Origin of the sequence: Pseudomonas sp. R1-15 (genome assembly GCF_051132085.1) — a bacterium.
Taxonomy (GTDB): Bacteria; Pseudomonadota; Gammaproteobacteria; order Pseudomonadales; family Pseudomonadaceae; genus Aquipseudomonas.
Genome location: NZ_CP071660.1, coordinates 2,813,742 through 2,827,349, shown reverse-complemented (window position 1 = coordinate 2,827,349; position 13,608 = coordinate 2,813,742). Strand labels below are relative to the sequence as shown.

The 13,608-nt window shown below is 63.1% G+C and carries 10 protein-coding genes; 5 read left to right on the top strand and 5 right to left on the bottom strand.

From position 1 onward, the window contains the following. Positions 1-202 precede the first annotated feature (202 nt). Genes ligD through J3P97_RS12775 form a run of 4 tightly spaced genes read right to left on the bottom strand, consistent with a single transcriptional unit; the run spans position 203 to position 6,352 of the window. Complete coding sequence (gene ligD, locus J3P97_RS12790; RefSeq protein WP_434674362.1) at positions 203-2,824, bottom strand: DNA ligase D; 2,622 nt, start codon at positions 2,822-2,824, stop codon at positions 203-205. Further along, the gene (locus J3P97_RS12785) at positions 2,821-3,984 is read right to left on the bottom strand and encodes a carboxylate-amine ligase (RefSeq protein ID WP_434674361.1); all 1,164 of its coding nucleotides are present in this window, start codon (positions 3,982-3,984) and stop codon (positions 2,821-2,823) included. The genes ligD and J3P97_RS12785 overlap by 4 nt, the downstream gene beginning before the upstream one ends. Then, positions 3,956-4,957, bottom strand: a complete 1,002-nt coding sequence (locus J3P97_RS12780; RefSeq protein WP_434674360.1) for a methyltransferase — start codon at positions 4,955-4,957, stop codon at positions 3,956-3,958. Before J3P97_RS12780 ends, J3P97_RS12785 begins: the two co-directional genes overlap by 29 nt. A 9-nt stretch (positions 4,958-4,966) precedes the next feature. After that, complete coding sequence (locus J3P97_RS12775) at positions 4,967-6,352, bottom strand: iron-containing redox enzyme family protein (protein ID WP_434674359.1); 1,386 nt, start codon at positions 6,350-6,352, stop codon at positions 4,967-4,969. Positions 6,353-6,671: 319 nt separating this feature from the next. Here J3P97_RS12775 and J3P97_RS12770 point away from each other — a divergent pair, with 319 nt between their 5' ends. Continuing rightward, positions 6,672-8,003 carry a cation:proton antiporter gene (locus J3P97_RS12770; protein ID WP_434674358.1) on the top strand — a complete coding sequence of 444 codons (1,332 nt, stop codon included), beginning with the start codon at positions 6,672-6,674 and terminating at the stop codon, positions 8,001-8,003. 3 nt (positions 8,004-8,006) lie between these two features. Here the strand turns inward: J3P97_RS12770 and J3P97_RS12765 are convergent, their stop codons facing one another. Further along, positions 8,007-8,543, bottom strand: coding sequence for a hypothetical protein (locus J3P97_RS12765; protein ID WP_434604881.1), 537 nt, complete (start codon positions 8,541-8,543; stop codon positions 8,007-8,009). Between the two features lie 814 nt (positions 8,544-9,357). Here J3P97_RS12765 and J3P97_RS12760 point away from each other — a divergent pair. The 4 genes from J3P97_RS12760 (at position 9,358) to J3P97_RS12745 (ending at position 13,605) form a co-directional block, all read left to right on the top strand. Further along, positions 9,358-10,107 (top strand): helix-turn-helix domain-containing protein, encoded by a 750-nt coding sequence (locus tag J3P97_RS12760; RefSeq protein ID WP_434674357.1) that lies wholly within the window; start codon positions 9,358-9,360, stop codon positions 10,105-10,107. Positions 10,108-10,339: 232 nt separating this feature from the next. Further along, positions 10,340-11,158, top strand: a complete 819-nt coding sequence (locus tag J3P97_RS12755; protein ID WP_434674356.1) for an ABC transporter substrate-binding protein — start codon at positions 10,340-10,342, stop codon at positions 11,156-11,158. 10 nt (positions 11,159-11,168) lie between these two features. After that, the gene (gene lhpI, locus J3P97_RS12750) at positions 11,169-12,947 is read left to right on the top strand and encodes a cis-3-hydroxy-L-proline dehydratase (protein ID WP_434674355.1); all 1,779 of its coding nucleotides are present in this window, start codon (positions 11,169-11,171) and stop codon (positions 12,945-12,947) included. After that, positions 12,940-13,605 (top strand): amino acid ABC transporter permease, encoded by a 666-nt coding sequence (locus J3P97_RS12745; protein ID WP_434674354.1) that lies wholly within the window; start codon positions 12,940-12,942, stop codon positions 13,603-13,605. The genes lhpI and J3P97_RS12745 overlap by 8 nt, the downstream gene beginning before the upstream one ends. The last annotated feature ends 3 nt before the right edge of the window (positions 13,606-13,608 follow it).

Genomic DNA, 13,608 nt, shown 5'->3' with positions numbered 1-13,608 from the left:
CTAGTGGAAATGGCCTTTTTGTGGCTAGAGGCGCTCTCCAGTGGCAACTGCTTTTGTGGCGAGGGAGCTTGCTCCCGCTCGGTTGCGCAGCGACCGCAAAAAGCTCAGGGCTGCTGCGCACTGGAGCGCCAGCCCGGCCCAGCGGGAGCAAGCTCCCTCGCCACGAAGGCAGTCCAGCTCCAGATAATGAGTCCGCCTTCAGCTACTTGGCGGTGGTCTTCATCCCAATCCGCCGACGCATCTCGGCCGTGATGCCCTGGCGGGTTTTCTTCAGGTCCGCCCAAGGCGCATGCCCCACCTCGGCCAGCCGCTCATGCACGTTGTGCACGTTCCACAGGTTGGCGCCCTTGAGCTCGGCCACTTCTTCGCGATAAATCGGCACCGACACCGGCAGCCCTTCACGGGTGCGGGCGGCATAGGCACAAATGGTCGTGGCGCCCAGGCCGTTGCGCAGGTAATCGATGAAAATCCGCCCCACCCGGTTTTTCGGTCCCGATACCGCCGAGAAGCGATCGGGCAACAGCTTGGCCATGTGGCTGACAATGGCGTGGCTGAAGCCCTTGACCTCGTCCCAGCCCAACTTGCGGGTCAGCGGCACCACCACGTGGATACCCTTGCCGCCGCTGGTCTTGAGAAACGCCTTCAGGCCCAGTTCATCCAGCACCGACAAGGTCAGTTGGGTGGCTTCCACCATGCTTTTCCACGGCAGCGCCGGGTCCGGGTCAAGGTCGAGGACAAAACGGTCGGGCTTGTCCAGGTCTACCGAAGTGGCGTTCCAGGTGTGCAGCTCCACGGTACTCATCTGCACCGCACCGATGAGCGCTTCGGCGTTGTTGATGATCATCACCGGTTGCCCGGTCAGGTCCTTGTCCAGGCTGGTGATGCCGGGAATCGCCAGGCGCTCGGGGTTCTTCTGGAAGAACAGCTCGCCGGCGATGCCATCCGGCGCGCGCACCAGCGCCACCGGACGGTCGGCCAGTTCCGGCAGGATGAACTCGGCAACGCTGGCGTAGTATTCGGCCAGTTGCATCTTGGTCGTGCCACTGCTGGCATCGATGATCCGGTCCGGGTGGGTAATGCGCACCTTGCCGTCCAGAGTCGGTGCCTGGGTGGTCTTGGCCTTGGCTTTCGTCTTGGGCTTGGCCGGTGCCGGCTCCTCCTTGGCGGCGGTTTTTTTCCTGGCGGGCTTCTCTATCGGTTTCGGCAGTTCCTGGGTAATCGCCTTGGCCGGCTTGTCGTTGCGCAAGCCATGGAACACCGCGTGGCGTACCGAACCTTCCTTGGTCATTTCAGCAAATGCCACCTCGGCCAGTAATTCCGGCTTGAGCCAGTGCACGCCCTTGGCCTCGTAACCAGTGGGGGGGTTGACCACGGCGGCTTTTTTCGTTTCCAGGGGCAACAGCTGCTGGTAGATGCTTTTGAGCGTCGTCTCGTTGAAACCGGTGCCGACCTTGCCGGCATACCGCAGCTCACCGCTGTCTACGTCATGCAGGCCCAGCAACAAGGCACCGAACGCGCTGCGCGAGCCCTTGGGCTCGCTGAAGCCGACCACGACAAACTCCTGGCGATTCTTGCATTTGAGCTTGATCCAGTCGCTGCTGCGCCGGGACACATAGGCGCTGCCCTGGCGTTTGCCGATCAATCCTTCCATGCGCATCTGGCAAGCGCTGTTGAGCAGTGCTTCGGGGGTTTCCTCGAAGGCGTCGGAAAAACGCAGCAACGGATCTTCATTCGCTTCAAGCACCGCTGCCAGCGCGGCCCGACGCTCCTCCACCGGCACTTTGCGCAGATCCATGCCGTTGAGGTAGGGCAAATCGAACAGGTAATAGGCGATCTTGCCACTGCTGCCGACATCAAAGGCGTTTTGCAGGGCCTGGAAATCCGGTACGCCTTGCTCGTTGGCAACGACCATCTCGCCGTCGAGCCAGGCCGATTCCAGCCCCAGCGCAGCCAGGGCCTCGGCCTGTTTCGGCAGTTTGTGGGTCCAGTCATGGCCGTTGCGGGTGATCAAGCGCACATCGCCGTCGTCGATACGCGCCATGACCCGGTAGCCGTCGAACTTGATTTCGTAGAGCCAGTCGCCATCGGGCGCGCTGTCCACCAGCGTTGCCAGTTCCGGCTTGAGGGTCTCGGGAATCGGGCCGGCAACGGCGCCGCTGAGGGTGGTCTTCGCGGTTTTTCTCGACGACTTCGGCGGCGCGGCTTTTTCCGGTTGTTTTACCGCTTTGGCGGCAGCGGCCTTGCCTCGACGCTTGGGCACGATCGTGCGGTCGCTGAGCACGCTGTCCGGCTCGGCCTGGACCACGTCATACTCGCTTTCCGGACGGGCCGCGTCGTCCTGGTGCTTGATCAGGAACCATTGCTCCTGTTTACCGGGCATATGGGTGCGCACCAGGTTCCACACGCCGGCGAGTTTCTCTCCGCGCAGTTCGAACTTGAGCCGGCCCTTCTCATAGGCTTCGTGTACGTCGCCCTGGGGAATCCACACGCCCCGGTCCCAGACAATGACATCGCCGGCGCCGTAATGCCCTTCGGGAATGCTGCCCTCGAAGGTCGCGTAATCGAGCGGATGGTCTTCGACATGCACGGCCAGGCGCTTGACCTTCGGATCCAGGGACGGGCCCTTGGGCACTGCCCAGCTCTTGAGCGCGCCGTCCAGCTCCAGGCGAAAGTCATAGTGCAACCGCGTGGCATCGTGCTTCTGGATGCAGTACTGCAAGGCATGGGCGGTTTTCGCCGCTTTGCGCGAGCGTTTCGCCGCCGGTTCCGGGGTGGCGGCGAAGTCGCGCATGCGGTTGTAGTCTTCAAGGGTTTTGCTGGTCATGGGCCACCTGCAACTTGCGCAAGGGTCGGATCGGCCACGGGCATCCCGGCGGTTTCCGACAGCAACTGATCAACGACCCGACTCAAGGCCTGTTCGATGGAGTCCCCCAGCAGCAAGCCTTGTTCATACAGTACGACCTGGCGATCAGCACTGGTGCCCTCCTGGACGATCCGGCGGGCCTGCTTGAACACGTCCTGTACACCCAGCGCTGTGGCGGTGTCGGCGAAGGTCTGCTCGGCCAGGTTCAGCCATTCGCCAATGAGCATGGGTTGTTCCTGCCCCTCGATGATGAACTCCGCCAGGATGCCGTGGCGCTTGGCCCGGTAGCGGTTTTCCTTGAGGATCCACTGCGACATCAGGCTGTAATTGGCCCCAGGCTTGGGCTGGGCGCAGGCATGGGCAACCATCAGGCGAAACAGCGAAACCAGGCACAGAACGTCGTCGATCCGCGGGCAGGCATCGCAGATACGCAGCTCCAGCGTCGGGTAACGCGACGACGGCCTGAGCACCCACCAGCAATCGCTGGGCTGGCGAATGGAGCCGGTGCGCGTGAGCATGTCGACGTAGCCGTTGAACGCGGCCTCGTCGGCGAAGAACTCCGGCACGCCCATCCGCGGCCATTCATCGCAGGCCACCTGGCGATAACTGCTGAAGCCGCTGTAGCCGCCGTTCCAGAACGGCGAAGACGCACTCAGCGCCAACAACATCGGCAGCCACGGCAACACTTCGTTCATGACCTTGACCCGGTCCTGATCGCCCGGTACTTCCACGTGTACATGCAAGCCCGATAACACGCTGCGGCGCGCCACTCGCTGGTAGTCGTCGAACAATTGCTGGAAATGCAGCTCGTCGGTGGGCTGCAAGCCGACCGTGGTCATCGGATGTGAGCCCGCGCTCAACAATCCCAGGCCGTGGGGTGCCAGGCGCCGCGTCAGGCCGCTACGCACCTGGGCCAGGTAATCGGCGGCCTCCGCCAGGTTCTCGAAGATGGGCGAAGCCATCTCCACCTGGCTCAGGAACATCTCGTGGGCGAAATGCTCACCCAGCTCCTCCCGGCATGCCGCAATCGCCGCCGCGGGCGGCTGGTCGGGCATGTGCCGGGTTTGCAGGTCGGTGACGAAATATTCCTCTTCAATGCCGAACTTCAGACGCCTGTTCATCGATGTTCCCTCCGATACCCGCACCCGTGCGGGTGACAACCAACGCCACCACGGCGATCCGTTCCACGTCCTGATAACCCGGGGTCAGCAATTCCTCGCCGAAGACATCCGGGTCCAGTTCCCGGTAAGTCCAGGCGTACTGCGCCGAATCGCGCCAAGGGCCAAGCGACTCCAGGAACGGATCGCGACCGTCGACCATCGCCACGCCGGTGTAGAGCACCAGCGAGCCACCAGGCGTAAGCCGGGGCAACGCCTGCTCGACGATACGCAGCGACAGGCCGGCGCCCAGCGCGCCACCCCCATGGCGATAGGCACGCTCGGCCGGGTCGGCCATGTACGGTGGGTTGGCAACGATCAGGTCAAAGCTGCCCTCGACTTCCCCGAGAACATCACTGTGGGCGACCTCGACGTTGGCGACCTCGGCCAGCGCGGCGTTGACCGCGCACAGGCGCAGGGCCAGGGGATTGATGTCCACGGCCAGAACCTCGGCCTCGCGCCGGGCGCGGGCAATCACCATGGCCCCAACACCGGCACCGCAGCCGATGTCCACGGCCCGATGCACCGCGGTGAAGTTCTGTTGCAGGTGGGTATGGATCAGATGGGCGAACCGATAGCTGTCCGGGCCGAAAAATACTGCGTCATTGGCCTGGGTGGGAAATTGCGAATGGGCGAACAGCATGCCGTCCAGGCTCGACCAGCGCACGCGGCTGTACAACAGGCCGTCACGTTCCTCCAGCACCTGCGCCTCCTGCAACTGACGCTGCTCATCGGCGGAAATCAGCCCAGGCGCGAACGGCCGCGACCAGCCGAAAACGTCCCGCAGGGTCTTCGAGCGCTCGTTGCCGGGCCGCTGATTGACCCGTTCATGGGTCAACGGTGTCGGGGTGATGAAACGGTAGCCGTCGGCGTGCAGGCGGCGACCCAGTTGCAGCAGCGCCAGGTCGGGTTCGGACAGGCGATCTTCCTGATTCATGCAGGGCTCCTAACGAAGGGCGGATTTGAGTTCGATGAACCGGCGGGTCGCCAGCAGCCCGGCCGGATGGCTATGGGCGCGCGGCGAAAGCCAGGGCATGAGGATCTGCATCTGCGCATCGGGCGCCTTGCCCCGCAGTAATTGCTGCAGGTTCTGCACGTCCGGATCCTGCGTCGGTGCCTGGGTATCCTGCGCCGCGCCAAGGCTGCGGCGGGCGCCGGAGCGACCGCGCCCCTCCAACCAGTCACCGGCGATCCAATCGTGCAACAGCTGCTTTTCGTAAGGGCTGAAGACCCCGAACATCGCCGCGCCAGCGCCTTCGATCAGAGTCCAGAAGCGGCTGTTCTGCGGATCTTCGTGGCGCCGGATCCAGCCTTTGCCTTGCATGGCCTTGAGGAAACCTTCCAGCTGCCCCGGCTCCGCCAGCCATTGGTTGACGGTCTTGCCTTCGAATTTGCAGTAATCGGAATGCATGTGTTGGCCAAACGGGCGCTTGCGCTCGAGCATGTCGAGGACCTCGCGTTCCAGGTCAAACGACTCGATGACCGCCCGGCTGCCCTGCCCCAGGTCGTTGAGGCGATAGCCCAGGGTGACCCGACGCCAGAAGGATTCGCGATCCGCCTCCATCGGCATCAGTTGCAGCAGCGACTGCACAGCCTTGTGGGCATGGCCGGTGCTGGCGTTGTCGATGGTCACATGGAGAGTGAAGTAATACGGGTCGATGTCGAGTTCGCTCAGCTCGTACGCACTGATCAGCAAATGCAGTGGCAGTTGTTCGTAGCCAAGGTTGTAGCCGATGACCTCGGGCAGATACTCGTCGCCGGCATAACCCAAAGCCAGTTGCACCGCACCTTGCAGATAGCGGTCATCGTGGATGTCGGGCATGTCCGACAGGCCATGTTCAGCCAGCAGCTTGCGGTAGAGCACCACATGGTTCTGGGCCGGCACACCATCGCCGAGCTCTTCCAGATAGGTACACAGCAGCCCTTCGAAACGGTGGTCATGCCAATGCCTGAGCACGCCGTACAACCAGGCGCCATCCACCAGTTTGGTCGGCGCCACGGCCTGCAGGAAGTACAACGCCTGGGCCTTGCTGTGGAAGAACTCCCGACGACCGCCACTCTTGCGTCGTTCCAGGTAGTCGGCGTACTGCCGGGCCACGCCGGCGCTGTGCTGTTCTACCCAGGCAAGCAGCGCCGCCGGATCGTCGGGCATCTCCTGGGGCAACGCCGCGGCCTGCTCCAGCAAAGGCTGGAGAAAGGCTTGGGCATCGGCTTGCTTGTCGCTGTCGTCGGGGCCCTGCAGCAGCCGCTCGTAGCATTGACGAACGTTGCCCGCAGTGGTGAATGGCTGCGCGGTGGCAGGCCTGGATTGGAGGGATGTCAGCGCAGTCATAAAGGCCTCTTGGGTTTCTCGACGGGACGCTCGATCAGCACGTCTCTTCCATTGCAGAGCCTCGCGCACGGGAAAAAATTCCCCTGGATCGAAAAGCGCCCGGATAAACGGGAGCCTGCCGATATGCCGGGGAACCCTCGCTTCGCTAACACCCTCGAACGCTAGGCAAGGCGGTTTTTCGTGGCGAGGGAGCTTGCTCCCGCTGGGTCGGGCTGGCGCTCCAGTGCGCAGCGGCCCCCAAAGAAAGGCCGCTGCGCGGCCAGCGGGAGCAAGCTCCCTCGCCACAAGGAAATGAGTGGTCACAATCCAAGGAGCAACGATGATCTTCACAGTGTGGGTAGCGGTGCTCGGTGCCGTTTTGCTGACCCTGGCCCTGACGTCGTCCTACCTGCGCTGGATGCCGGTCACCACCTCGGCCGTGTGCCTGGTGCTGGGCGTCGCCATTGGCCCGGCGGGGCTGGGACTGCTGCGGCTGGGGGTCGACGATTCGTCCGTCTGGATGGAGCACCTGACCGAAGTCGCCGTGGTGTTCTCGCTGTTCGTCAGCGGCCTCAAGCTGCGCCTCCCACTGAAGAACCGCAGCTGGCGCGTGGCCTACGGGCTGGCCGGTCCGGTGATGATCCTGACCATCGCCGGCCTGTGCCTGACCTTGCACTACCTGTTTGGCCTCGGATGGGGCGTGTCCATGTTGATCGGCGCGATGCTCGCACCCACCGACCCGGTGCTGGCGGCACTGGTGCAGGTCAATGATGCCCGCGACGATGATCGCGTGCGGTTCGGCCTGTCCGGGGAAGCCGGGCTGAACGACGGCACTGCATTTCCCTTTGTCATCCTTGGCTTGCTCATGCTGCAGGAAGACGGCAGCGGATTCCTCGGCGAGTGGGCCTTGCGCAACGTCTTGTGGGCCGTACCGGCGGGGCTGTTGATCGGTTACTGGCTGGGGCGTGGCATCGGCCGGCTGACCTTGTCGATGCGCATCAGGAACGCCGACAGTACCCTGTCGCCAAACGATTACCTGGCCCTGGCCCTGATCGCCCTGGCCTACGTGGCGGCGGAGTCGGTGCAGGCTTATGGCTTTCTTTCGGTGTTCGCCGCCGGCCTGGGATTGCGTCAGGCGGAAGTCGAGTCTACCGATGAAAACGCGCCGCCGGCCGAGCATCTGGTGCAACCGCTGGTGGGCCATGAAGCGGTAGAACCGGAGCAGGCCGTGCACGGCGACACCCAGGCCCTGGACGACGGCCAGGTGGCGGCCGGGGTGATGATGAGCGACATGCTGGCGTTCGGCAGCCTGGTGGAGCGCTCCATGGAAGTGTTCCTGGTCACACTGCTCGGCGTGGTCCTTGCCCATCACTGGGATTGGCGGGCCTTGGCCATCGGTGCCTTGCTGTTCGCGGTGATCCGGCCGTTGAGCGTGTTGGCGATGCCTTGGGGGAGATTGCTGGATGGGCCGCAACGGTTATTGATCGGCTGGTTCGGCATACGCGGCATCGGCAGCCTGTTTTACCTGTTCTACGCCTTGAACCATCACCTGCAGCCTGAAGTGGGGCAGCTGTGCATTGACCTCACACTGTCGGTGGTGGCGCTGAGTATCCTGGTGCACGGAGTGAGTACCCAACCCGCACTGGCGTGGTATGAGCGCCGAAAAAAGTGACAGTCAGCCACCCGGATCGGTCACTTGGATGAACACCGAATACACCCCCAGCAACACCCAGAACGCCGCGAAGATCCACGGTGTGCGCACCGAAAACAGCAGCGACTTGCGATAGCCCTTGTGGGTCGACTCGCGCTCGCTGAACAGCGGCGAATCATCGTAGGCCAGGCCCATCAACGGTTCACTGCGCAGCAGTTCGCTTTGTTTGAAATGCCAATGGTCGATGATCTCGTAGGCAGCCCGAATCCCCGGCCAGGCGTTGAGCGAACTCAGGAAACCGAGCAGCGCCAGAAATGGCGGCACGATCAGCGTGAAGAGCTTGCCCCACTCCGGATTCAGGTTGGCCATGCACGACGCGAAGGCAATCACCAGGAAAGACTGTGCGGCCAGATACGCGTCGGTTCGATTGGCGAGAATACTGGTTTCGTACTGGATTTCCCGCCGGTAGAAATCCAGCCGCTCCTTGGGTGAGCCAAACAGCTTGGCATTGTGCTCGGTCAGATCTTCTTCGGGCGTAGGGTAAGTCAGGATTCTGGGCATTGCGCAGGGGGTTCCTCGGCTTGATTGAGGTGCATCTAGAAGGGATCGCCGTGGCTGAGTTCAAAGCAATGGACCGAAGGTTCTTTGGATCCAAATGACTGAAGGCAGACCTTGCTCCGTGGGCCGCCGCGAGGCGGCCTAGTAGCCGACCTGGTTTCGGTTGGTTCGCGTTTCCCTGTGGGAGCGAGCTTGCTCGCGATGGCGGACTGCCAGCCAATGAAGATGTTGGATGGGCTGGCCTCTTCGCGAGCAGGCTCGCTCCCACAGGGGTTCTCTGTATGCCATGAAATCTGCGTTTGCCGAAATCCAATGTGGGAGCGAGCCTGCTCGCGAAGGCGGTAGGACAGTCGCGTGATGCCAGTATGTGCCCGGCTCTTGCTCTTGCTCTTGCTCTTGCTCTTGCTCTTGCTCTTGCTCTTGCTCTTGCTCTGCTTTTGACTTTGATCGCAGCGCCCCATTAACCACGCTGGCCGAACGCAGGCATTGCGCAGTGGGCAACCCGGCATGGATGCCGGGTTAGCCGCGCTGGGCCATGGATGGCCCTTCGCGGCGGCCCACGGAGCAATGCCGGAGTGAGGGCATGCCGAGCCTAGGCGAGGCACCGAGTGGTGGGGCAAAGCGCTTTTGGTTACTTTTGGCGCTCTTCCAAAAGTGACCCGCCGTAAGGGCGGAACCCTAAGTGGCCGTTACCACAGCAACGGATATACACCAATAGACAGCCCGAGACAGATAAAGCCAGACCGACGACGGAGCACGTGACAATCGCATCACTTCCATCCGACACTCCCTGCCTCACAAAAAAACGACACCGCCCATGTACCCCTCACTCGCCTCCCTGCCCCCCTGCGACCTCGACACCCTGCTCCAGAGCCTGCAACCCATCGCGCCGCTGCTCGACACCCTCACCGACACAGTGTTCTTCATCAAGGACAACCAGGCCCGTTATGCCTTCGTCAACCAGACCCTGGCCCGACGCTGCGGTTTCAAAGAGCGCAACGACCTGCTCGGCCTCACCGCCGAACAGGTATTCCCGGAACGCTTCGGCCCGCTGTACACCGAACAGGACCGCCGAGTGCTCGCCAGCGGAAGAGAACTGGCCGACCAACTCGAACTGCACCTGTATTACGGCAACCAGCCAGTGTGGTGCCTCACCCACAAACTGGCCCTGCACGACCTCACTGGCCGGATCGTCGGCCTGGCCGGAATCTCCCGTGACCTGCAACTGCCACAATCGAGCCATCCGGCGTTCCAGAAGCTGGCGGCGGTGGATGCTCACATCAAGCGCCACTTCGCCCGTACCATCAGCCTGGCCGAGCTGACCGCCATCGCCGGGTTGTCGGTGGCGCAACTGGAGCGACACTGCAAGCGCATCTTCCAGCTCACGCCCCGGCAGATGATTCACAAGGCGCGCCTGGAAGAAGCCTCGCGCTTGCTGCTGGAGCAGGACTTGCCCATCACCGAGATCGCCCTGCGCTGCGGCTACACCGATCACAGTGCGTTCAGTCGCCAGTTCCGCGCCCTGACCAGCCTGTCTCCCAGCCAATATCGGGAAAACCAGCGCTGATTGCTGTTCCTTTATCGGGCGTGCGCGAGTACCACTGCTCCGATCTGTAACACCGCACCTGACGCGCCTGCTCGCCAACGTCAGCTAGCAGCATCGGAAACCCTCGGTATATCAAGCGCTTACCGACGATTTATCGGAAAAACAAAAACAGGCACGTCGATTGCTTATTTAATATCGTATACGAAATCCTCAATACGATATTTCCCAGCACTTATTCGACAGCGAGGCATTTATGAAAAACCCTGCATTGGCCGTAGCCCTCGGCGTGGCCCTGTTTCCCCTGCTCATCCTTCCCGCCCACGCCGACAAACTCGACGACATCATCGGCTCGGGGAAACTGCGTTGCGCCGTGACACTGGACTTCCCTCCGATGGGCTTTCGTGATGAAAGCAATAAACCGGCAGGATTCGACGTGGACTATTGCCACGATCTGGCGAAGGTTCTCGGCGTCGACGCGGAGGTTGTGGAAACGCCATTCTCCGACCGAATCCCCGCGCTGCTCTCGGGCCGCGCCGATGTCATCGTCGCCTCCACTTCCGACACCCTGGAGCGGGCCAAGACCGTCGGCCTGACCGTGCCCTACTTCGCTTTCCAGATGGTCGTGCTGACCCGCGACGACACCGGCATCAACGGCTACGCCGACCTCAAGGGCAAGAAGCTCGGCAACACCAGCAGCACCTATGAAGCCATTGCCCTGGAGAAAGACCAGAAGAACTGGGGCAGCGGCAGTTTCCGCGCCTATCAATCGCAGAACGACACACTGCTGGCCGTCGCCCAGGGCCACATCGATGCCACCGTGGTGACCAACACCGTCGCTGCCGCGACCATCAAGTCGGGCAAGTACAAGGGCCTGAAGATCGCGGGAGACGCGCCTTACGTCATCGACTACGTATCCCTCGGCGCCAAACGCAACGAATACGGCCTGCTCAATTACCTCAACCTGTTCGTCAACCAGCAGGTGCGGACCGGCCGCTACAAGGAGCTCTTCGTGAAGTGGGTCGGCAGCGACATACCGCCGGCCAACCTGACCGTGCCGCAGGTTTATTACTGAGGATCGCGGCATGCCGAGCACGCCTATCCGCCTGCAGGGCCGCAGCCTGGTCGAGGGTGCCGCCGAGGGCAGCCTGTTGTTCGCCGATGTCGGCCTGAGCTTTTGGGGCGGGGTTGATCCGGCCACGGGCGAAGTCATCGACCGACACCACCCGCTCAGTGGCGAGCGCCTGGCCGGGCGCGTGCTGGCGATTCCCAGCGGGCGTGGCTCTTGCACCGGCAGCAGCGTGTTGATGGAACTGATCAGCAACGGCCATGCACCGGCGGCACTGGTGCTGGCCGAAGCCGATGAAATCCTGACCCTGGGCGTGCTTGTCGCCGAGGTGGTTTTCCGGCGCTCCCTGCCGGTGCTGTGCATCGGCAGCGAAGCATTCAGCGCTTTGCGCGGCCAGGGCTTCGGGCGTGTCGAGGGCAACCGCCTGACCTTGTCCGGGCGTCGGCCCAACGACCAATGGCGTGGGGAAAATACTTGCGCGCAGCCGTTCCAGCCCTCCACTGTCCGTTTGAACGAACGGGACCAGGCGCTGCTTGACGGGGTCCATGGCAAGGCTGCCCAGGTGGCGATGCAAATCGTCTTGCGCATGGCCGACATCCAGGGCGCCGAACAATTGCTGGACATCACCCAGGCCCACATCGACGGCTGCATTTATACCGGCCCGGCCAGCCTGCGTTTTGCCGAACAACTGGTGCAGTGGGGCGCAAAGGTATGCGTGCCCACCACCCTCAATTCGATTTCCGTGGACCAGCGCCGCTGGCGTGAGCTCGGCGTCGATCCGGCCCTGGGCGAGCCGGCCAGTGCCTTGGGCGACGCCTACATGGCGATGGGCGCGCAATTGAGCTTCACTTGCGCGCCCTACCTGCTCGACACCGCGCCGACGGCGGGTGAACAAATCGTCTGGGCCGAGTCCAACGCGGTGGTCTACGCCAACAGCGTGCTCGGTGCGCGGACGCAGAAATACCCGGACTTCCTCGATATCTGCATTGCCTTGTGTGGCCGCGCGCCGCTGGCCGGTTGTCATCTCGACGACCAGCGCAAGGCCGCCCTGATCGTCGAGGTGCCAAGGATCGAATCAGCAGACGACAGCTTCTATCCGCTGCTCGGCTATCACGTTGGCGGCCTCACGGGGCGGCGTATCCCGCTGATCCGAGGGCTGGAAGACTCCGCGCCGACCCTGGACGACCTGAAAGCCTTCGGCGCCGCGTTCGCCACCACCAGCGCGGCGCCGTTGTTCCACATCGCCGGGGTGACGCCGGAGGCCATGGACCCGGCCCAGGTCCTGGATCACGACGCCGTGTTATCGGTGAAAACCGTGGACGCGACGGGACTGCTCGCCAGTTGGCGCGAACTCAACAGCGCCCGGCACAGCCATGTGGATGTGGTTTCCCTGGGTAACCCGCACTTCTCCCTGAGCGAATTCGCCACCCTGGCGAACATTTGTGCGGGACGAACCAGGCACCCCGACGTGGCAGTGGCGATCACCTGCGGTCGCGCCGTGCTGGAGCAGGCTCGCCAGGCCGGTTACCTGGAGCCCATCGAGGCTTTCGGCGCGACGCTGGTCACCGACACCTGCTGGTGCATGCTGGGTGAACCGGTGATCCCTCCGGCCGCCACGACCCTGATGACCAATTCCGGCAAATACGCCCACTACGCACCCGGCCTGGTGGGGCGCAGCGTGCACTTCGCCAGCCTCGGGGATTGCGTCGAGGCCGCCTGTACCGCCACGGCCAGCGGCCAGCCGCCGCAGTGGTTGCAACCTATCGCACGCAAGGGAAACCCGAGCCATGTTTGACTACAGCTTCCAATGGCGCCCGGCCCTGCGCGCGCTGCCCGATATGCTCGCCGGCGCCTGGGTGACCTTCGAAACGGCCGTGCTGTCGATGATTTTCGGCGTGCTGATCGCCCTGCTCCTGACGGTGATGCGCCAGGCCCGCCATCCATTGTTGCGCGGCGTCGGCAACGGCTGGGTATCGATCGCCCGCAACACGCCGTCGCTGTTCCAGATCTACATCCTCTACTTCGGTCTCGGCTCCCTCGGCCTGCACGTCAGCTCATGGTTCGCCTTGCTGGCCGGTATCACCTTCAACAACGCCGGCTATCTGGCCGAGAACTTTCGCGGCGGACTCAAGGCGGTGCCGGGCACGCAGATGCGCGCCGCCCGCTCCCTGGGCATGAGCGCGTTCCAGGCCTACCGGATGATCATCGTCCCGCAATTGCTGCGCATCGTCTTCTACCCGCTGACCAACCAGATGGTCTGGGCGGTGCTGATGACCTCCCTGGGCGTGGTGGTCGGCTTGAACAACGACCTCACCGGCGTGACCCAGGAATACAACGTCAAGACCTTCCGCACCTTCGAATACTTCGCCCTCGCGGCGCTGCTGTACTACCTGATCGCCAAGCTGATCGTCGGGCTGGCCCGGCTGTTGTCCTGGCGGCTGTTTCGTTATTGAGGG